Source organism: Gilliamella apicola (assembly GCF_003202915.1).
Classification (GTDB): Bacteria; Pseudomonadota; Gammaproteobacteria; order Enterobacterales; family Orbaceae; genus Gilliamella; species Gilliamella apicola_Q.
The window spans coordinates 491,340-511,942 of record NZ_QGLP01000005.1; the positions used below are offsets into that span (position 1 = coordinate 491,340).

The 20,603-nt window shown below is 34.8% G+C and carries 19 protein-coding genes and 1 tRNA gene; 12 read left to right on the plus strand and 8 right to left on the minus strand.

The window, feature by feature from the left end; translation table 11 throughout:
* Nucleotides 1–61: 61 nt before the first annotated feature.
* From DKK79_RS08485 to DKK79_RS08500, 4 genes are read left to right on the plus strand one after another with little or no spacing between them, the layout of a single operon-like run.
* On the plus strand, nucleotides 62–268 hold the full coding sequence (locus DKK79_RS08485; protein WP_146212010.1) for a hypothetical protein: 207 nt from the start codon (nucleotides 62–64) through the stop codon (nucleotides 266–268).
* Between the two features lie 32 nt (nucleotides 269–300).
* On the plus strand, nucleotides 301–1,152 hold the full coding sequence (locus DKK79_RS08490; protein WP_110423701.1) for a phosphoadenosine phosphosulfate reductase domain-containing protein: 852 nt from the start codon (nucleotides 301–303) through the stop codon (nucleotides 1,150–1,152).
* 3 nt (nucleotides 1,153–1,155) lie between these two features.
* Nucleotides 1,156–1,392 (plus strand): hypothetical protein, encoded by a 237-nt coding sequence (locus DKK79_RS08495; protein WP_110423702.1) that lies wholly within the window; start codon nucleotides 1,156–1,158, stop codon nucleotides 1,390–1,392.
* Nucleotides 1,393–1,411: 19 nt separating this feature from the next.
* Nucleotides 1,412–1,630: a helix-turn-helix transcriptional regulator gene (locus DKK79_RS08500; protein ID WP_110423703.1), complete on the plus strand. Its 219-nt coding sequence runs from the start codon at nucleotides 1,412–1,414 to the stop codon at nucleotides 1,628–1,630.
* Here the strand turns inward: DKK79_RS08500 and DKK79_RS08505 are convergent.
* The 4 genes from DKK79_RS08505 to dusA form a co-directional block, all read right to left on the minus strand.
* Nucleotides 1,619–2,791, minus strand: coding sequence for a tyrosine-type recombinase/integrase (locus tag DKK79_RS08505; RefSeq protein WP_110423704.1), 1,173 nt, complete (start codon nucleotides 2,789–2,791; stop codon nucleotides 1,619–1,621). The genes DKK79_RS08500 and DKK79_RS08505 overlap by 12 nt on opposite strands.
* Before the next feature lie 165 nt (nucleotides 2,792–2,956).
* Nucleotides 2,957–3,033, minus strand: a tRNA-Arg gene (locus DKK79_RS08510).
* 552 nt (nucleotides 3,034–3,585) lie between these two features.
* Nucleotides 3,586–5,601 carry a DNA helicase Rep gene (rep, locus tag DKK79_RS08515; protein ID WP_110423705.1) on the minus strand — a complete coding sequence of 672 codons (2,016 nt, stop codon included), beginning with the start codon at nucleotides 5,599–5,601 and terminating at the stop codon, nucleotides 3,586–3,588.
* Between the two features lie 97 nt (nucleotides 5,602–5,698).
* Nucleotides 5,699–6,673, minus strand: a complete 975-nt coding sequence (dusA, locus tag DKK79_RS08520; protein WP_258363441.1) for a tRNA dihydrouridine(20/20a) synthase DusA — start codon at nucleotides 6,671–6,673, stop codon at nucleotides 5,699–5,701.
* Between the two features lie 78 nt (nucleotides 6,674–6,751).
* Here dusA and DKK79_RS08525 point away from each other — a divergent pair, with 78 nt between their 5' ends.
* Complete coding sequence (locus DKK79_RS08525; RefSeq protein ID WP_110423706.1) at nucleotides 6,752–7,051, plus strand: DUF5362 family protein; 300 nt, start codon at nucleotides 6,752–6,754, stop codon at nucleotides 7,049–7,051.
* A gap of 221 nt (nucleotides 7,052–7,272) precedes the next feature.
* Here DKK79_RS08525 and DKK79_RS08530 read toward each other — a convergent pair whose 3' ends face one another.
* The gene (locus tag DKK79_RS08530) at nucleotides 7,273–8,595 is read right to left on the minus strand and encodes an MBL fold metallo-hydrolase (RefSeq protein WP_110423707.1); all 1,323 of its coding nucleotides are present in this window, start codon (nucleotides 8,593–8,595) and stop codon (nucleotides 7,273–7,275) included.
* A gap of 431 nt (nucleotides 8,596–9,026) precedes the next feature.
* Nucleotides 9,027–9,446, minus strand: coding sequence for an outer membrane protein assembly factor BamE (bamE, locus tag DKK79_RS08535; RefSeq protein WP_110423708.1), 420 nt, complete (start codon nucleotides 9,444–9,446; stop codon nucleotides 9,027–9,029).
* A gap of 208 nt (nucleotides 9,447–9,654) precedes the next feature.
* Between bamE and DKK79_RS08540 the strand changes: the two genes are divergently transcribed.
* Entirely contained in the window at nucleotides 9,655–10,266 is a 612-nt protein-coding gene (locus tag DKK79_RS08540; RefSeq protein ID WP_110423709.1) for an FKBP-type peptidyl-prolyl cis-trans isomerase, read from the plus strand.
* A gap of 36 nt (nucleotides 10,267–10,302) precedes the next feature.
* Here the strand turns inward: DKK79_RS08540 and DKK79_RS08545 are convergent, their stop codons facing one another.
* A complete protein-coding gene (locus DKK79_RS08545; protein WP_220019123.1) occupies nucleotides 10,303–11,496 on the minus strand; it encodes an MFS transporter in 1,194 nt (397 codons plus the stop codon).
* 128 nt (nucleotides 11,497–11,624) lie between these two features.
* Between DKK79_RS08545 and dapB the strand changes: the two genes are divergently transcribed.
* From dapB to tamB, 6 genes are all read left to right on the plus strand, one after another.
* On the plus strand, nucleotides 11,625–12,446 hold the full coding sequence (dapB, locus tag DKK79_RS08550; RefSeq protein WP_110423710.1) for a 4-hydroxy-tetrahydrodipicolinate reductase: 822 nt from the start codon (nucleotides 11,625–11,627) through the stop codon (nucleotides 12,444–12,446).
* Nucleotides 12,447–12,455: 9 nt separating this feature from the next.
* Nucleotides 12,456–12,953 carry a tRNA adenosine(34) deaminase TadA gene (gene tadA / locus DKK79_RS08555; RefSeq protein WP_110423711.1) on the plus strand — a complete coding sequence of 166 codons (498 nt, stop codon included), beginning with the start codon at nucleotides 12,456–12,458 and terminating at the stop codon, nucleotides 12,951–12,953.
* Between the two features lie 133 nt (nucleotides 12,954–13,086).
* Entirely contained in the window at nucleotides 13,087–13,626 is a 540-nt protein-coding gene (gene hpt, locus DKK79_RS08560; protein ID WP_110423712.1) for a hypoxanthine phosphoribosyltransferase, read from the plus strand.
* Between the two features lie 50 nt (nucleotides 13,627–13,676).
* The gene (locus DKK79_RS08565; RefSeq protein ID WP_110423713.1) at nucleotides 13,677–14,129 is read left to right on the plus strand and encodes a WapI family immunity protein; all 453 of its coding nucleotides are present in this window, start codon (nucleotides 13,677–13,679) and stop codon (nucleotides 14,127–14,129) included.
* A gap of 132 nt (nucleotides 14,130–14,261) precedes the next feature.
* On the plus strand, nucleotides 14,262–15,980 hold the full coding sequence (gene tamA / locus DKK79_RS08570; RefSeq protein WP_309146329.1) for an autotransporter assembly complex protein TamA: 1,719 nt from the start codon (nucleotides 14,262–14,264) through the stop codon (nucleotides 15,978–15,980).
* Between the two features lies 1 nt (nucleotide 15,981).
* Entirely contained in the window at nucleotides 15,982–19,785 is a 3,804-nt protein-coding gene (tamB, locus tag DKK79_RS08575; protein WP_110423715.1) for an autotransporter assembly complex protein TamB, read from the plus strand.
* Between the two features lie 42 nt (nucleotides 19,786–19,827).
* Here the strand turns inward: tamB and mnmD are convergent, their stop codons facing one another.
* On the minus strand, nucleotides 19,828–20,541 hold the full coding sequence (mnmD, locus tag DKK79_RS08580) for a tRNA (5-methylaminomethyl-2-thiouridine)(34)-methyltransferase MnmD (protein WP_110423716.1): 714 nt from the start codon (nucleotides 20,539–20,541) through the stop codon (nucleotides 19,828–19,830).
* Nucleotides 20,542–20,603 lie beyond the last annotated feature (62 nt).

Here is a 20,603-nt window from a genome sequence, read left to right on the forward strand (position 1 = left end):
CTTGTAGCGGTTTTTTATTATCTAAATAATAAGGAAAGCAACGATGAATATTGATAGTAGCGTGTACGATATAACAATAGCGTTTGGCGAATTAAATTGCGGTGATTCATTTATCTATATGAATCATCTCTACATAAAATCTAAAGTGTTACGTTCTGAACCAACAGAATATTGTGCAGTAAGACTGTGTGATGGTGAGTCTAAATACGTGATTGACGTTGAGGGTGTTAAATTAGTTAAAACAAAAGCCGTGCGGGACAATGGCTAACCCGCCCTAACCTAATCAATATCGAGATTTATATGAAAAATATTGCCAGTTTCAGCGGCGGTCGTTCGTCTGCATATATGGTTTATCAACTAATGAGGTTGCATCCTGATACAGATTTTATATTCATGGACACAGGAGCTGAACACCCCAAAACCTATGAGTTTATCAAAAACATAGTTAAACACTGGGGGATAAAATTAACGTGTTTGCGAGTTGTTGTAAACCCAGAACTCGGACATGCAAATTTCTATCGCGAAATAACGTTAGATGAGCTAACGCAGGACCTACAACCGTTTCGTGATGTTTGTTATAAATATGGGTTGCCATATTTAGGCGGCGCGTTTTGCACTCGAACAATGAAACTAGAGCCATTTACAAGATATTTTAATGATAAATATGGTAAAAATAATTATCAAACATGGCTAGGTATTCGTGCTGACGAGCCGAGACGGTTAAAACCGAAAGAGGGTTATAAATATTTAGCGGATATTTCCGATTTTGATAAACAGGACATTATCAACTGGTGGAAAAGTCAGCCATTTGATTTAGAGATACCCGAGCATTTAGGTAATTGCGTTTTTTGCATTAAGAAAGGTGTTAACAAAATCGCGTTGGCTACACGAGATGAACCTAAAATGGCAGAGGATTTTATTAATCTAATCGAAGACCCGAATATTCGAGTTGTCGAACGCGGACAACAAGCCAACAAAATAATGTACCGTGGTAATAACTCGCTGGTTTCAATAATGGCTATGTATCAAAACCATTCTAGAGATGATATTTTAGCAACAATACGTGGTGGCGGCGGTTACGACACAGGCTCATGCTCTGAATCATGTGAGCTATTCTCATGCCAGTTAGATTTAGATTTTAATGTGAGGTGAAAAATGATTATTGATTTGTTAGTTGATTACAAACTACTAAAGGACGATATTTTAATTATTGTTGATTTAATAGAAAAACATAAATCCGATGCTGAAATTTTACAATTAATGCAAGCTGATTATTCGTTAACAGAAAAGGCAGCGTATGAGGTATTGTCTAGAATTAAAAGACATTTACAAATCAAGGAAAAAAATATGACTAACCCACAAGTGCTTTTATTAAAAAGTTTTTTAGTATAGATAGGGGGTTAGATTAATTATGAATAATACATTTATAGGAGACCCACTTTATAGCAAAACTAAAGTTTGTGGTTATGTGTGCGTAGATGAATCTACGTTAGATAAATGGATTGTAAAAAATAAATTTCCAAAACCTGACCTATACCTTGGTAGGCACCCAAGATGGCGCCTATCAACACTAATCAATTTTAGCAATGCAAAACAGCAAGAATACGCTGAGCAACAATTATGTGGTTAACCCATCGATATAGTCTGCATACCATTGCATCATCTCTCTACGACCTTCCAAATATTGTGCGTGGTTGTAAATACCTCGCACACTACCCTCTTCATGATTTAACTGTTTTTCAATCCAATCTGTATTAAAACCATGCTCATTTAACACACTTGAAAACTGATGCCTAAAGCCGTGCCCTGTTGCACGGTTGGCAAAACCTATCCTGCGTATTACATGAAGAATTGCCCCGTTGGACATAGGTTTATCAGGGTTATTCCTGTTAGGGAAAACATACTCACCATGCCCCGTGATTGGGTGCAAGAATTTTAAGATGTCTAATGCCTGTCTTGATAACGGTATTAAATGAGTTCTGTCTTTTTTCACTACATCAGCATCAACTATCGCAATTTTTTCATCAAAATTAACGTTAGGCCACTTCAAAGTAATTAGTTCAACAGTCCGGGGAACGGTATATATTAAAAGCATGGTCGCATACCGTGTTAAAATATTACCAGAATAGCCTTTTAATGCTTTAAGGAATTCTGACATTTCAGCATTAGTCGCTAAAAATGGAAAATTTTTAGATTGGGTCTTAGCAAGGGCCGTCGATAATTCTGCCGCCGGGTTGTTTTCCGCCCTACCAGTAATAATTGCATATCTAAAAACCTCACTACATCGCATCCTTGCTTTTTTAGCAATTTCCAACGCTCCCCGACTTTCAATTCCTTTTAACACTGTTAACATCTCAAGCGGTTTTATTTTATTAATTGCTTCATTCCCGATAAATGGAAATATATCTCTATTAAAAATAGAAATAACTTCATTGGTGTATTTTTTCGACCAGGTAGTTTTTTTAGAGTTATGCCACTCTGTAGCTATAGATTTAAAGGTATTGTCACTTTCAATATTAGCAAGCAACGCGCTTTTTTTTCTTTCAAAGCTCGGGTCTTTGCCGTGTGCTAGCAGTTGCTTAGCTAACTCTTTTTCATTACGGGCTTCTTGCAACGTTATATGCGGATATTTACCAATTGTTAATGTTTTTCGTTTACCATTAAATTGATAATCAAATCGCCAAGACTTAGTACCAGATGTTGTAATATATAAATATAAACTTTCAAAATCCGGTAGCTTATATGGCTTATCTTTTGGCTTGGCTGCTTCGATTGCTTTTATTGTTAACATAACTTACGGTATTTTTGTTACTCTGATTAAAAATACCGTAAAAATACCGCAAAGATATTGTCGCTGTCAATCGCTTTCGATCGCCTTCGGTCGTGTTAACTGCGTCATAAAACCTTATTCAATAATGGTTTAATCGTCTTCAATCGGGTTGGGTCGTTATTGGAATGGCGTCCCCTACAGGATTCGAACCTGTGACCTACGGCTTAGAAGGCCGTTGCTCTATCCAGCTGAGCTAAGGAGACAAAGATTGGATTTATTAAATAAACGTTGTGTATTATATAAAGCTATTTTGATCCGTCAATGCTTTTTAATGGTTTATTCATTTATATAGACAAAATATCATCAATTTAACTAAATAATCAATTGAGATTAAAGTTCATAACCATAAATACCATACTAATTAATAATGAAAAATTATTTATTTTTAACTCATAACTCACCTATTTTTCCACTTTTTTGCAATTTGAATTAAATAACTTTTAGTAGGAATAAGACAAATTGAAATAAATTCGATTTTACGATTTATTACTTTTATAATCTTTTTTAGAATAAATTTGCTGCTTTTCATAACCGCAAAAAACTCATTCGTCAATTTTTTCTATTTATTTAAATTTAATTGGATTTAGATGAAGTAAAACAAATTAGAATGAATGCGATTTATCACTTTTAATAGTTTTTTTAAGATAAATTTAGTATTTTTTATAATATTAAAAACCTCGGTCCTGGATTGTTTTGAATTATGGCCTAGTCGGGTAAGTAAATCCCCTCTTGATAATATTTAATATGCCGATAAGTTATTTGGAGTTAGCGATTTGAGCTTTTAGCATAGCTAAGCGGCTTTGGCCTTGTTGCATTTTTTTCTCGGGTGATAACTCATTACGTTGATCTTGCCAAGCTAAATCATCTTGTGGCAGTTCGAGTAAAAAGCGGCTTGGTTCAACATAAACGGTTTCACCAAATTGTTTCCTTTGGCGGCTAAATGAAAAGGTTAACTCTTGTTGAGCCCGGGTGATACCGACATAAGCAAGTCGTCGCTCCTCTTCAATGTTATCTTCATCGATACTTGTTTGATGCGGCAATAACCCTTCCGACATGCCAACCAGATAAACATACGGAAATTCAAGGCCTTTTGAAGCATGCAAGGTCATTAATTGCACCTGATCGAGCTCTTCTTCTGTTTTATTACGTTCTAACATATCGCGTAACGTAAATCTGGCTACAGCCTGTTCTAGCGTCAATGCTTCATCGATTTCATCACCCTGTAACATTTCTTGTAACCAAGTCACTAATTGTTCAACGTTTCGCATTCGCATCTGCCCAGCGGTGGGTGATGTTGACGTTTCATAGATCCAACTTTCATAGTGCATACCATGTAGTAGCTCATGAATAGTGTCCATTGGTTCAGTGTGTGATTTTTCAATAAGAGAATCGAACCAGTGAATAAAAGTATGCAATGTTTCTAAACGTTTACCGGAGAGTAATTCCGTTAATCCCATATCATGGCTTGCATGATATAGGCTCACTCCACGCTGATTTGCCCATTCACCTAATTTTTGGATAGTAGCCGGCCCTATTTCGCGTTTTGGCGTATTGATAATGCGGATGAACGCGTTATCATCATCTGGATTGGTTAATAAACGGAGATAAGCCATTAGATCTTTAATTTCAATGCGCGCAAAGAATGATGTTCCTCCAGAAATTCGATAAGGAATTCGATATTGCATAAGCATTTTTTCAATTAAGCGAGATTGGTGATTTCCTCGATATAAAATAGCATATTGACCATATTGGCTATTATTGGCAAAGCGATGGCCGATTAGATCGTTAACCACCTTTTCAGCTTCGTGCTCTTCGTTATCGGCAGAGATCACTTTTAAATGTTCACCATAACCCAACTCTGAAAACAATTTTTTTTCAAAGATATGCGGGTTGTTTTCAATTAAGATATTGGCAACTTTTAGTATTCTTCCTGATGAGCGATAATTTTGTTCTAACTTAATCACTTCTAGCTTCGGAAAGTCCTGTTTTAGTAAGATTAAATTTTTGGGACGGGCACCCCGCCAAGAATAAATTGACTGATCATCATCACCAACCACCGTAAATTTAGCTCGGCTTCCTACCAATAATTTAATAAATTCATACTGACTGGTATTGGTATCTTGATATTCATCCACGAGTAGATAGCGAATACGGTTTTGCCATTTTTCTCTAACTTCTTCATTGGTTTTCAGTAATAAGGTGGGTAATAAAATCAGATCATCAAAATCTAAAATACTACAAGCTTTAAGTTGTTTTTCGTAAAGTTGATAGCAGTGGGCAAATAATTTTTCTTTATTGGTTTGTGCTCGAGCCATCGCTATGGTTGAATCGATAATATCATTCTTCCAATTTGAGATGGTAGCGCGTAATTGGTTAATAATGTCTTTGTCACCTTCAAACCATTGTTGAGTGAGCTCCTTAAGCAGAGCAAATTGGTCATGATCATCAAATAGTGAAAAATTAGATTTTATTCCCAGATGTTTATATTCGCGGCGAACAATATCTAAACCTAACGTATGAAAAGTGGAAATTTTCAGCCCTCTGGCCTCTTGTTTGCTTAACGAATGGGCAATACGTTCTTTCATTTCTCGCGCGGCTTTATTAGTAAAAGTCACGGCAACAATGTGTCGAGGTAAATACTCCTTAACTCGAATGAGGTAAGCAATTTTATTAATGATTACCCGAGTTTTGCCCGAACCCGCACCAGCCAATACCAGGCAAGGCCCCGAGACATACTCCACTGCTTGTTGTTGGCTTGAATTTAAACGCACAGAAAATGAACCCTAAGTAAAATTGTTCGCTAGTATATACTGATTTATCCATCATGTTCAATCTGAGGTATATGCATTAAAAATAAAAACTCGAGCTCTATTGAATGAAAGTCAACGCTTGTTCAACAACTTCAATTCCTGCCCCTGGTTTATGTGCATTTTCACTAAGGTAACGTCGCCACTGTTTTGCCCCTTTTCTACCATTAAAGATACCTAGGGTATGTCGCATAATATGATTAAGCTGTCCGCCTTGACTAAGTTGCGTATCAATATAAGGATAAAGTGATTGTATTGCAGCAATCGGATCAATAATTGGCGTATCATCGCCAAAGATTTGCTGATCAATCTGGGTTAAGAGCATCGGATTTTGGTAAGCTTCTCGTCCTACCATCACACCATCAACATAATTTAAATGCTGTTTGATCTCTTCAATGGTTTTAATGCCACCATTTATGGCAATAGTTAACTGCGGATAATCACGCTTTAGCTGATAGACTCGTTCATAATCAAGAGGTGGCACTTCTCGATTCTCTTTGGGACTGAGTCCTGAAAGCCATGCTTTGCGAGCATGCACAATAAATGTTGAGGTATATGGAATGACTTTTTCAATAAATTCACATAAAAATGCATAACTATCTAGGTTATCAATACCAATGCGTGTTTTTACCGTCACAGGTATATTGACCTCTTGTTGCATAGCTTCAACACAATTTGCCACTAAATCAGCTTTAGCCATTAAACAAGCACCAAACATACCATTTTGAACACGATCCGATGGACACCCCACATTAAGATTAATCTCAGCATATCCTCGCTGCTCAGCTAAATTTGCGCATTTAGCCAATGCAATGGGATCACTGCCACCTAATTGTAAACTCACCGGCTGTTCCAGACTATTAAAAGCAAGATAATCGCCTTTACCATACAAAATCGCACCGGTAGTGACCATTTCGGTATAGAGTAAGGTTTGTTTGGTCAATATACGATGAAAATAACGACAATGTCTGTCAGTCCAATCGAGCATGGGGGCAATAGAAAAGCGGTTTAATGTGGATTTTGTATACAAATTCACCTCGACATACCTTGATAAAGTGATATTCTAGCTTTGATTTTTTTATAGTACAACTATCTTATAGTATAAGGAATGAGGATGTTTAACAATCAAACAACTATTATTTCAACTATATCAAATGAACAATCAAATGAATTATTAAAAGATAAAATGAAATTTATCGCGATCATGCAACAGATCTTTGGGGTATTAAATATTATTGGCGGTTCATTTTTCTGCCTAGGTATCTTAACTGCAATTATAGGTATTCCATTAATCATTGCTGGAGTTAAGCTTTTTAAATCAGGTGGGCATTTAGTTTGGCCGCAGGTCTTAATAGAGAAGAGGACTATATCAAAGCTATCGATAATTTACATGGGTATTGGAAGTTTACATTAATTAGTTACATAGTTTTAATACTCTTTCTGCTGCTTTATATTTTATTTGTAGCTGTAATAATTTTTGGTGCAGCTCATCGTTAGCAACCTGCCTATTTTACTTAGATTGACATAAAGAAAAAAACTCGTTATTGAAGTGCCCCCCAATAGTTGGACAACCAATTACTGGGGGGCTTTTTATGTCAAAATATCGCCGCTCAATAGATAGATAACGCTATCCACTCAATAGTAAATTTTAAATCTCCTCGCATACTTTTTAGTATAATTATTACTAACATCTCTGATAATTTTATTTTTTTCTAGTAGTTTTAACAATAATTCGCCATTAGGATGGGAATATTTATTGTTTAAACCAAAACAGATAACCGCATTGATAAATTTTAGTTTAAAAAAATCGTCAGAATAATTTCTACCACTTCCATGATGAGGTATCTGCAAGGTTCCTATATGCCAATCAAAGTTATTTTCAAAATCGTAATCCTCAGATTCAAAATAAAGTTTGCTCAATGATGCATAAGATTTGATAATAAGCTTTCTAACTTCTTCTACACAATTTATCTCTTTAGTTGCTTTAAAAGGAATATCTCCTGTATATAGGCAACTTTGTTTCTTAAAAATTTTATTATATTTTTTTAAGTCTAAATTTCGCAAGTAAGAATATAAATGAAAGGGAATTGGACCAGAAAAAACACCTAAACAAATTTTATTTAAATCCCTATTAATTTCCTCATATAGCGCCTTCAAACAGCTTAATGAATTCTTAGTATTATCTTTAAGTATTTCTGTTATATCTTTAACATCCTTTAAGCACTGGGGCGTAAACTTCGTTTTATCTAATAAATCAGAAAGTTTTTCCTTATAATCCGAACGGCAAAAATATTTTATAAAGTCATAAGGTATATATAACCATATAGGAAAATAATAATGAGATTGAGGATCAGGATGATAAATAATCAATTTGTTATCATTATATTGCAATTTGAAAATGGGATTAAATGTTTTTAACAGTTCTCCTCTACTTTCAACTTTACCCTCATTTGTAACTATAACTAAATCTTTGTTTTTATTTTTATCTTCATCGGTATTTGATTCATCGGTATTTATTTTAATAATATGACAATTCTCACCAAAAAATTTTTGGGTATCTGTCAAGAATTGATGATAAGCCTGAAAATCGATATCAATTTTTTTTAGTAATACATCTATCAATAATAAACTTTTTTGTTCCTCGCTCAGCACAGGAATAATCAAATTTTTAACTTGATATTGCCCTTTATAGGTTATCAAAAAACTAATATGATCTGCATGGAAATGAGATATAAATAGCAAATCTATTTTCCAAACTTTATCTTTATTGTTGTTTATTCGATTTTCAAAATAATTAAATAATTCAGGGCTATATTCTTTAAGTTTTTTTTTGTTATGTCCGCGTTCATTACCACAGTCAAAGACCATTTCGAAGACATTTCTGCCTGAATAAATTTGCTCTGAATAAAAAGCGCCTTGTCCAACTGGGTGAAATACTCTTTCTAACGATATTTTCATTGTCTCAAAACCTTTTTAGTATCACAATAATGTTTAATTATTGTCATTTAAAATAATTTTATCCATTACTCAATCAATTTAATGCATTATTTATAGTACAGTTGGGTATCTTATTACTAAATTTTTAAAATATCTCATTAATAATGATTTATCTTATAACATTTAGGGTAAATATAATATTTATAAAAACGCAAAGTTATGTATCAAAATATTCAAATATACTAATCCATAAGTTGCCTATTGAATAAATTTTCCCAAATAATCATATAGTAACATTTAAAATTAGTAGATGAAGTAATAAGTTAGAAAGGTTGAAAATCAATATAAAGTAGTAATGAGCTTAATTAAATATTCGCTATAAAAAATATAAAAAAACCTCGTTATATTCGAGGTTTTTTAAAGATTATATTCGGCTGTTTTGTTTTAGGAGTTTATGGGTTATTAGCTTGATCATCATCGGAATCTGTATTGATTGGATCTGAGATACGTTGTTGGTTCATCTCTTCCAATGATAAAGATCCCTCTAAAGTTGAAGTTTTGATATCAGTCACCACGCCCTTGTTATTAAAATAAATCGCATAATTAATTTGGCTTACTTTGCCATGTTGTGGTTGTTGACGGAAGACATAGTACCAAACGTTACCACCAAAAGAGGAGGTTAACATTGGTGAACCCATGATGAAGGCTACCTGATCTTTGGTTTGACCGACTTTTAATAATTCAATGGCCTCTTGCGTTATATAGTTACCTTGATTGATATCCGGTCTATAAACTAGGCGGTCTGTAAATGAACAACCAGTTAATATCATAGCTGACACAATTATAAGCGGAATAAGTTTACGATACTGCATCTAAATTTATCCATTTAAAATAATAATAACACATATTATCGCTGATATTTTCACTAAGCGCTAGATAAAATAATAAAATCTTTAGGAATTGTGTTATAAAAAGTATTGTTATACTGACAATTATCATCAAATTTTAATAAATTACTTCTTATATCTAATCTTAATACTCTATAATAAAAATCTATTCTCAAGCAATGACAGGTAAAAAATGAAATTAGAAACGATTGAACAAAAAGCAAGTTATGCAATTGGGCTGCAAATTGGCCAACAATTAAAAGAATCTGGCTTAAATAATTTAGAGCTTAATGCATTAAAACTAGCTATGGAAGATGTTTTGAGCGGTAATCAACCCGCATTACCTTTACAAGAGTTACACGATGCCCTTCGTCATGTTCATGAAGAAGCAGCTAAACAAAAAGCCAAACAAGCTGAAAAAATTGCCCAAGCAGGTAAAGAGTTTTTAGCTGAAAATCTAAAAAAAGGGGGCATAAAATCGACTGAATCAGGTCTGCAATATGAAGTCATTAAACAAGGCGATGGCGCTTTTCCTAAAGCAACTGATCGTGTTCGAGTTCATTATACTGGACAATTAATTGATGGTACGGTGTTTGATAGTTCAGTTGAACGTGGTCAACCAGCTGAATTCCCGGTTAATGGTGTGATCCGTGGTTGGGTTGAAGCATTACAATTAATGCCGGAAGGTTCAAAATGGCGTTTATACATTCCTCAAGAACTCGCTTATGGTTCACAAGGAGCCGGCGCTTCTATTCCACCTTATAGTGCACTGATCTTCGATGTCGAATTATTAAAAGTTCTATAAGTATATATGGACGCATTCGCGTCCATTATTTCGTGTTTACTCATTATTTATTTTCGGTAAAAAACACGAGCCAAAGGCAGCCATTAGGAGTAAAACGCTAGCTGCGCCAAAAGCAATATAATGTGTATGCCAATTGTCATATGCCCATCCTCCTAACCATGAACCAATCATTGCGCCAATTTGATGTCCAAGGTAAGTTAATCCAGAAAGTAGGCCTACAATTTTTACACCATAAATATCAGCACTAATGGCACTTGATAATGATAAAGCCCCAGCCCAAACTAAACCACCAACTAATGCTATGCCATAGAGTTGCCATTTAGTTGAAGCAATGACTAATCCGATAAAACCAAGTCCTCGAACTAAAAAGATCATCGCTAATACTAATTTTCGTTGCACTATATCGGAAATAAAACCGAGCACCAAGGTACTAAAAATTGCCACTAATCCGATTAAACCTATTCCAGAAGAACTAGTAATTGCGTCGAAACCGTGATCAATTAACATAGGAACACCATGTGTACCTAGTAAATTCATGCTAAACCCACAAGTAAATAAGCCAAAACTAAGCAACCAGAAAGGTCGTGTTTTTAACACCTGTTTTAAAGTTATATTATTTTTTAGATTTTCATGAACTTCTGTTGTCGCTGTCTCAATATGATTATCCTTCATAATAAAAATAGCGATAGGTAATGCTAGTAGCATAAAAAGCAGAGAAAATCCGACTAACGTGGTTTGCCATCCATACAGCGGAATAAAATAAGCAAACACCGGTAGCATAACTGCAATACCAGCCATACTGCCACTCGAAAGAATAAATAGTGCCAGGCCTCTATGTTTGCTAAACCAACGAACCACAATAGGAGTAAAGCTGACTGAGCCGACAAATGAGGTGCCAAAAGATAAAGCTATTCCGAAAGATAAGAAAAAGTTCCAATAACCGTTTACATTAGCTGCCCAAATAGTTGAGATAATTATGATAATTGAACCTAACAGTAATACAAATCGAGTGCTATATTTGTTGACTAAGTATCCTGCTATCGGCATAGCTATACCGGAAAATAGCATCCCTATAGCAATAATACTCGACAAGGCACTTCGACTGAAATGGAGATCGTTAGCTATAGGGAGAAAAAATACCCCCATACTCATGCGTAACCCACTAGAAAGTAAGGTTAAAAATGCGGCTGCTATGACAATATTCCAGCCAAAATACCATCGACTATGCACTTCAATTTCCTATTAGTCTTAATATTAACAATTTGAAAAGTATATCATCTTGTTTAGGTATATAACTTAAAAGTTTTCCGCTATAATAATTATTAATAAATATACAATAGAAAGTTAAGGAAAGTTATATGTCTACAAATATGATTCGTATCGCTATTGCTGGCGCAGGTGGAAAAATGGGACGACAACTGATTCAATCTGTCTCGCAAATTGAAGGCGTTACCTTAGGTGCTGCATTTGAACGAGAGGGATCATCATTGATTGGTAGTGATGTTGGTGAACTTGCAGGTATTGGTCACTGTGGAATAAAAGTTACTACTGACTTACAACAGGCGAAAGATCAGTTTGATGTTTTAATCGATTTTACCCGCCCTGAAGGCACACTTAACCATTTAGCTTTTTGCATTGAAAATAAAAAAATGATGATTATTGGTACCACCGGATTTGACGAAACCGGCAAACAAGCTATTGCAACTGCCGCGAAACAAATTGCTATTGTGTTCGCCGCAAATTTTAGTGTTGGCGTGAATTTAGTACTTAAGTTACTTGAAAAAGCAACAAAAATAATGGGTGATTATACCGATATCGAAATTATCGAAGCACATCATCATCATAAAGTTGATGCCCCTTCGGGTACTGCACTTGCAATGGGCGAAGCGATTGCTGATGCGTTGGGTTGTGATTTAAACGATCGTGCTGTTTATTGTCGTGAAGGGCATACAGGTGAACGGCCTAAAGGTGCTATTGGATTTGCAACTATTCGTGCCGGTGATATCGTTGGTGAACATACTGCTATTTTTGCTGACATTGGTGAAAGAGTCGAAATTAGCCATAAAGCCTCAAGTCGAATGACTTTTGCTAATGGTGCTGTTCGCGCTGCATTATGGCTTGCCAAACAACCAATTGGACTTTATGATATGCGTGATGTGCTCAATTTAAACAATCTATAATTTTAAAGCATGTCAGATGAAGTTTGGATGCGTCATGCATTAAAGTTGGCCAAACACGCGGAATCTCTAGGTGAGATTCCCGTAGGTGCAGTGATTGTTGATGATAATAACCAAATCATTGGTGAAGGTTATAATCAATCAATTATTCAACATAACCCAACTGCTCATGCAGAAATTATGGCAATTGAACAAGCTGGCCAATGTATACGCAACTACCGATTAGTAAATACAACTTTGTATGTTACCCTTGAACCTTGTATTATGTGTGCTGGGGCGATCATTCATAGTCGTATACAACGTGTTGTCTATGGTGCTAGAGATTATAAAACTGGTGCCGCAGGTTCTTATATTGATATTCTTTCCAGAACAGGGATTAACCATTTTGCGCAAATCACCGGTGGTATTTTGTCTGATGAGTGTAGTTCAATGTTAAGCAATTTTTTTCAAAAGCGTCGGCAACAAAAAAAACAACACAAACAATCAATCCTTAACGCTATTGAAGATTAATTTCATATTTAAACACAACTTCTTTAAATCATTTCTTAATTATTTGATAAAGTTTTAGTTTAGTTATTTTTTTTAATTATGAAAATTGCTAAAATCTCACTTTGTTTTTTAAAAAGTACATTGAGCATTATTAATGAAAAAGCACACATTAGAAACCATGATATCGGCGGAGGATATCCAAACCCGAATTAAGGCATTGGGTCAACAAATTAGTCAAGATTATGCAGATAGTCAAAATGAACTTATTTTAGTTGGTTTGTTAAGAGGTTCCTTTATCTTTATGGCTGATCTAAGCCGTTCTATTACCGTCGGTCACGAAGTCGATTTTATGACAGCATCAAGTTATGGTAATGCAGTGGTAAGCAATCGAGATGTCAAGATATTAAAAGATTTAGATGAAGATATTCGTGATAAAGATGTATTAATTGTCGAAGATATTATTGATACCGGAAATACACTAAGTAAAGTGATGGCAATATTAAAATTGCGTCATCCACGTAGTATTGAAATTTGTACATTATTAGATAAGCCATCGCGTCGTGAAGTAGCTGTACCCGTAAAATATATTGGGTTTTCAATTCCTGATGAGTTTGTAGTAGGTTATGGTATTGACTATGCGCAGCACTATCGTCACTTACCTTATATTGGTCATGTAACTTTACTTGAATCTTAAGTAAAGGATTATTGATAAATTTAAAACATATGGCGAGTAAGGACGAATAAATGATCGAGTTAACAGATATTACTAATACAGTAAATTTACAATTTGCTATCGTCGGTTATGAGTTCCCTGACTGTAAAGATAACTGGTGTTTGCTAAAAGTCATCGTTCAACAAAATAGTAATCGGTTTGAAAAAACCGATCCGGCTTTAGAGATCGCTGATTTACAAAGACTATATAATTGGTTTGATGATTTATCGAAAAGCCGATTACCCAGTCATGCTGAGTTATGGTTTACTGAGCCTTGCTTTTCACTTGCTTTTATTGCTAACAAAAACCAAAAAGTTACAATTTCGATTAAACTTAGTTGTGAACTTAAACCGGATTTTTGTTTTGATGATCTCTATGAATTACACGATGATTGGACAATCGTTTTTGAGTTAACTAAATCTAACTTAATAGCGATACTAGAAAATCTAAAACAATGGATGGTAAAGTTCCCTCCTCGAAAATAATATTCGATGAGAATTAACGTTATTTTACAGAGTGTATCATAGACGGTAAAAGAGCAGATATGTTAGATTTACAAACAATAACAAACCTATAACCGCTCCCATAACAATTTCTAAAAAATTATCGAGGTGTATGTGTCACGATTTTCGCATTCATTATGCTTACTTCTAATGGTAACAACAGCATCAACTTATGCAGAAATGAAGTTATCCATTAAAGGATTGTCAGGCGAACTTGCTGAAAATGTTGACGCTCGTCTTTCTTTGATTACGCCAGATAAAATTAATACTTCGCCAAACTTCAAACGTTATTTTGAAAGTGAAACCGGAAAAGCACTTCGTGCATTAGGTTATTATTCCCCTACTTTTGAATATGATGAAAAAGATCCAAAAGTGTTAGTCGTAACCGTATTACCAGGTGAACCCGTTAGAATTAAAGAATTAAATATTAATCTCAATGGGGAAGGTGAACAAGATAAAGATTTTCAAGAATTACTAACCACTCAGTTACCCAAAATTGGCGATATTTTAAATCATGGCATTTATGAGAACTTTAAAAAAGGATTAGAAAATATATCCTTAAAAAAAGGATATTTTGATGCAGATATGCCTTTACATCAATTAGCCGTTGCTCAATTTGTACATCAAGCTTTTTGGAATATAGACTTCAATACCGGTAAGCGTTATAAATTTAGTATAGTTAAATTTCCGAATGTAAAAATTCGTAAAGATTATCTGCAAAATATTGTGCCGTTTAAAGAGGGGGATGAATATTCGGCTGATGATTTATCACTATTAAATCGTCGTCTGAGTTCAACTAACTGGTTTAATTCTGTTGTAGTTACCCCAGATTTTCCTCATCTTACCGAAGACAAAGCATTACCAATCGAAGTGGTGACCACCCCTCGCAAAAAAAATGCAATGGACTTAGGTTTGGGGTTTTCTACCGATAATGGGGTGCATGGTAAAATTGGCTGGAGTAAACCTTGGATTAATAGTCGCGGCCAGAGTTTTCAAAGTAGTCTGTCGCTCTCATCGCCGGAACAAATTATTACCATGAGTTATAAAATACCCTTAAAAAAAGCCCCTATTGAACAATATTACACCATCCAAAGCGGTTATAAAAAAATCGATAATAACGATACTGATTCACGATCCTATACTTTAGGTGTGCTTCGTAATTGGGATAACTTTGAAGGTTGGCAAACCGCGTTAGGTTTTAATTTATTACGCGATGACTTTACACAAGGTGATGCCAGTTTCAAAACTTTTTTATATTATCCTTCACTTAGTATTTCCCGTATTCGTAATGATGGTAATTTATTACCTATGTGGGGGGATTCTCAACGTTATTCGGTTGAAGGTGCCACTCGTGCAATAGGATCAGATATTAATTTAGTGCGTTTTCAAACTCAACAAACTTGGATTCGCTCAATTAAATATTCACATCGTTTTATAGCTCGAGGTGCTTTTGGCATTATTCAAGCAAGTAACTTTGATCGGGTTCCCCCCTCTTTTAGATTTTTTGCCGGTGGTGATCGTAGTATTCGAGGATATAGCTACCAATCTATATCGCCAAAAGATAAAAAAGGCAAACTAAAAGGGGCATCAAAACTGATAACTGGTTCAGCTGAATATCAATATAATGTCACTGGTTCTTGGTGGGGAGCAGCATTTATTGATACGGGGGAAGCGATAGATAAAGTCGATAACACCAAATTTTATACCGGCACAGGCATAGGTATTCGATGGGCTTCACCGGTTGGTCCAATTAAGTTTGATTTAGCCACACCTCTTAACCGAAAAGATAAAGGCTCTATACATCTATATATTGGTTTGGGAAGCGAATTATAATATGGCAAAAAATCCAAATAGTGTAAAAAAGGCTGAAAAAATTAAGCGAATACGAAAATGGAAAAAACGTAGCATTGCTGTGTTATCTATTTTTGTTTTTCTTATCACATTTATTATTTTAATGATCTACACCAGTTTAGGTGTCAAGCTAACAACGTATGTACTCAATAAATTTTTACCCGAACTAAAAATAGAACAAGTAACCGGTACCTTTCATAACTTACACATTCGAGGACTTTCGCTTGAATTACCCGGTGTCAATGTTCAGATAAAAGATGCCAAATTAAAATTATCTGGTTTATGTTTGATCCAAACCAAAATTTGTGTCGATAAATTTGACGCCGATGGTGTGAGCGTTAACGTTAATACCGAACAATCTAAATCTTCACCTGATGAACCAATTTCAGAGGAAAGAACAACGATTAAAACCCCTCTGCCGATCGATCTTCAGGAAACTCATATTACTAATGTCACAGTTAAAGTGAATGATATGCAGTTTGGTATGTCAGACTTTAGCGGAAAAGCCAGATGGGTAAATGAAAAGATTTATGTCTATCCTTCAGTTGCCATGGATCTGAAGGCAATATTTGCCGATACTGAAGCTAATACCAATAAACCTAATACTTCTAACGATGAAGTTCCGATAAATAAAAAGATTAATCAATTACTTAATCAACCCTTAATTAAATCACTTCCGCAAGTTAGTATTCCATTAGATATTGATGTCAGCAGTTTGACTGGTAACAATTGGTTACTGCATATTGGTGGACAAGATTATCGTTTTAATCAAGTTAATATTAAAACGAATATGATTAATAATCATATAATTGTAAAACAAGTCGAAACTGATGCCATAACGCCATATTTCAATGCCCATGCTTCAGTATCTGGACAGATAATTTTAGGCGATGATTGGCCAATTTTCGCTTTAATCAAAGCGGATAGCGACAATAATCATCTTAACGGACAGTTTTCGGGAAAATTATTAGGCCAATTATTCACTTATACCAATCTTAGCGGATTAAATCAGATTACTGTTGAAGGGCAAATTAATTTTATTGAAAAATATTTACCATTGATGACAAAAGTGGATGGAAAACATATTCAATGGCCAATTGAAGGAAAACCACAATATCAATTAGACAATTTTGATTTCACTTTAGATGGCAATGTTGAAAAATACAATGTGTTAGCCAAAGGGACTGTTAAAGGTGAAGGTTTGCCAGAGACCACTCTCAATATGGTTGGCAATGGAACTAACCAATCTGCATCTTTTGAATATGCTAATATCAAATTCCCTCTAGGTGATATTAATATCTCTGGGCAGTTGGATTGGCAAAAAGCACTCAAATGGGATACGAGTGTTAAACTCAATAATGTTGATCTCACCAAAGAGTTGCCAAGCTATCCTATACGTTTAACAGGTCAATTAAAAACCACTGGTTCCACTGATGGCCAGTCATGGCAATTGAATATTCCTGACATGCAATTAACTGGCAATATTAAGCAGGCTAACTTTTCAGCAAATGGCAATCTATTTGTCGATTCTAACCATGTAATATCAGCTAACAATTTGGCTATGATTTGGGGTAAAAACCAAATTAATATCAATGGTTCTACCAATAAAGGCAATTTAAATGCCCAACTAAATTTAAGCGCGTTATCGTTATTGCTTGATAACCTCAATGGTGATGTCGTCGGTAATATAAAAATGACAGGAAATAGCGCTGCACCGGTTATTGATACCAATTTAAATATAAATGGCTTAAGTTATGAAGATGTTGCCGTAGCCAAGGCTAACTTTTCGGGTAAAGTTCAGTACAACAATCAACTCGGTGGTCAATTAAAATTAGTTGCTCAAAATATTAATATTGCAACTCAAAGTGTCAAAAACGCTAATATTGAACTTTCTGGTAATGAAGCGCATCACAATTTATCCATCAATTTTAATGGTAGTCCCGTTTCCATGACAACCTCCTTAATCGGAGAACTTGATAAACAACATACTAAATGGACAGCGAGTATACCACATGCCTTATTAACACTAGGTGATGATAGTCATTGGCAGTTAGCAAAACCGATAAGTCTCACTTATAATATCGTTAATCAGATACCAACTATTGGTGCCCATTGTTGGCGTAGTAATAATTCAAGTATCTGTTTAGACGAAACATTCGCTGTTGCACCAAATAACGAGACTTCAATTAGTTTAAAAGATATTGATCTAGCTAAGCTACCGATCCCCAATGATGGCGAAACTAAAATTGATGGTTTTATCAATGGCAAAGCTGATATTAAACTTAATGACAACAGCAAAATTCCTAACATTAAAGCTAATATAACCAGCAATAAAGTTTTTGTTAAACAGATGATCACCAATCAAGCTTTACCAATTCCTTTTAATTTGTTTAATATCAATGCAGAATTTAATGAGCAACAAGCTAAATTAGATTGGCATTTTAGTTTAAATAAGTTAGGAAAAATAACTGGTAATTTATTAGTTAAAGATCCAACCGCGACCAAAGTGTTAAGCGGTCAATTAAACATTGATAACTTAGCATTAGCCATTGTTAATCCATTACTCAGTAAAGATGAATATGCCAAGGGCGCCATTAATGGCAATGTAAATTTTTCTGGTTCATTAATGGACCCAATCTTAAATGGCGGTATTAATTTAAGGCATAGTGATATTAAAACTTATCAACTGCCAATTGATATTAAATCTGCTATGGTCGATATTAAATTTAATGGTAAATCATCAACTTTAAAAGGCGTATTAGCGACTAAATCAGGAAATATCAATATTAATGGCCAAGCGAGTTGGAATAACTTTGAAAAATGGCAAGCTAATATCTATGTAAATGGGGCTGCGATGGAAGTTACTGTCCCACCTATGATTAGCATGTCAGTCATTCCTGATATTAAGATTGAAGCAACCCAAGATGAATTAACCCTACTGGGTAAGGTATCGATTCCAAAAGGAAAAATTACTGTGGATTCACTGCCGGCTTCAAGTGTGGACGTGTCGTCTGATGAAGTAATGTTGGATAAGAACTATAAACAAATTCAACCACAAAAATTTGGTATGAAGATTAATAGCCATATTGAAATCAATATTGGCGATAAGGTCACAGTTGATGCATTTGGTTTAACCGCATCATTAAAAGGAAAATTAATCGCCACCCAAACCAATAAAGGATTAGATTTACATGGTGAAATTCTAATTCCAAACGGTCGCTTCCATGCTTATGGCCAGGACTTAGTCATTAAAAAAGGCGTAGTCACTTTTTCCGGGCCGACTGACCAAGCCATCTTAGATATAGAAGCAATAAGAAACCCTGACTCAATGGATAATAATAATATTACAGCCGGCATTCGCGTCAAAGGATCAACACAAGATCCTAAAATTGAAATTTTCTCTGATCCAGCCATGTCACAGCAAGAAGCACTCTCTTATTTGATCCGTGGACAAGGGTTGGATAATACCGATCAGAGTGATAATGATATGATGACCGCCTTTTTAGTCGGTATCGGAACAGCAAAAACCGGGAAATACATTGGAGATATCGGTAATGCTTTTGGCGTCAAAAACCTTACGTTAGATACCCAAGGTGCCGGCAATAATTCAAAAGTAGTCGTGAGCGGTTATATCTTACCTCATTTACAATTAAAATATGGGGTCGGCATTTTCGACTCATTAGCAACTTTTACCTTGCGATATAGATTATTACCAAATTTCTATGTGGAAGCCGCTTCCGGCTTAGCTCAAACATTAGATTTTATTTATCAATTTGAGTTCAACTAATTTTTGCTCTTCGATTTAGTTCGCCAAAATTGGCGGACTAAATTAAGATTTACCGCCTATGAGCATCTCTCGCTTGATCCCAAATCCTTTACGCTTTTCCACCTTAAAACCAGCACTAATTAAATTACGACGAACAAAACCTGCCGCGGTAAACGTAGCAAAAGTTCCGTCTTTATTAGTTAAGTTATAACACTGTTTAAATAGGGATGCTGACCACATATCTGGATTTTTTGCTGGTGAAAAACCGTCAAAAAACCAAACATCAATTAAGCTATTTTGTCGTTGTAAAAAGTCTGGGAAATGTCTGATATCATCAAAGCAAATAACTAGATTAATATCATCTAAAGTCTCATTGACCGATCCTTGTAAATAATCACGTAATTTTTGTGCGAGAAAACTTAAAGAATCATGACTGTTGATCACTTTGTTATGAATTTTTATCATTTCTAGTTCTGATAAGGGATATCGTTCGACACTAAAAAAATTTAATCGTTTGAGCACACTATTGGGGTTTTGCTGCCTAAATTGTTTGAAGGTCTGCCAAGCAATTAAAAAACTTAACCCTGAACCAAAACCGGTTTCTCCTATAGTAAAACTCTCCTGTTGATGTTGTAAAAAACGCGCAAATAAACGATTTCCTTCAATAAAAACATAACGAGTTTCATCTATTGCACCATTGGTATTAAAATAAACATCATTAAAAAAGCGAGAAATTGGGATTTGCTCATCATCCCAAATAATAATTGATTCTTGCATAAACACCCTTTAACGCGATATTTAACAAACTGTATATTCATATAGATTACGTATATAATACG

Excerpts from the sequence above, each read along its gene's own strand:
- hpt (WP_110423712.1), top strand. The coding sequence starts at position 13,087 with ATGAAAAAGCACACATTAGAAACCATGATATCGGCGGAGGATATCCAA.
- dapB (WP_110423710.1), top strand. The coding sequence starts at position 11,625 with ATGTCTACAAATATGATTCGTATCGCTATTGCTGGCGCAGGTGGAAAA.
- DKK79_RS08530 (WP_110423707.1), bottom strand. The coding sequence starts at position 8,595 with ATGAAAATATCGTTAGAAAGAGTATTTCACCCAGTTGGACAAGGCGCT.
- DKK79_RS08500 (WP_110423703.1), top strand. The coding sequence starts at position 1,412 with ATGAATAATACATTTATAGGAGACCCACTTTATAGCAAAACTAAAGTT.
- DKK79_RS08540 (WP_110423709.1), top strand. The coding sequence starts at position 9,655 with ATGAAATTAGAAACGATTGAACAAAAAGCAAGTTATGCAATTGGGCTG.
- tadA (WP_110423711.1), top strand. The coding sequence starts at position 12,456 with ATGTCAGATGAAGTTTGGATGCGTCATGCATTAAAGTTGGCCAAACAC.
- bamE (WP_110423708.1), bottom strand. The coding sequence starts at position 9,446 with ATGCAGTATCGTAAACTTATTCCGCTTATAATTGTGTCAGCTATGATA.
- tamB (WP_110423715.1), top strand. The coding sequence starts at position 15,982 with ATGGCAAAAAATCCAAATAGTGTAAAAAAGGCTGAAAAAATTAAGCGA.
- DKK79_RS08505 (WP_110423704.1), bottom strand. The coding sequence starts at position 2,791 with ATGTTAACAATAAAAGCAATCGAAGCAGCCAAGCCAAAAGATAAGCCA.
- DKK79_RS08490 (WP_110423701.1), top strand. The coding sequence starts at position 301 with ATGAAAAATATTGCCAGTTTCAGCGGCGGTCGTTCGTCTGCATATATG.
- mnmD (WP_110423716.1), bottom strand. The coding sequence starts at position 20,541 with ATGCAAGAATCAATTATTATTTGGGATGATGAGCAAATCCCAATTTCT.
- DKK79_RS08525 (WP_110423706.1), top strand. The coding sequence starts at position 6,752 with ATGTTTAACAATCAAACAACTATTATTTCAACTATATCAAATGAACAA.
- DKK79_RS08495 (WP_110423702.1), top strand. The coding sequence starts at position 1,156 with ATGATTATTGATTTGTTAGTTGATTACAAACTACTAAAGGACGATATT.
- DKK79_RS08565 (WP_110423713.1), top strand. The coding sequence starts at position 13,677 with ATGATCGAGTTAACAGATATTACTAATACAGTAAATTTACAATTTGCT.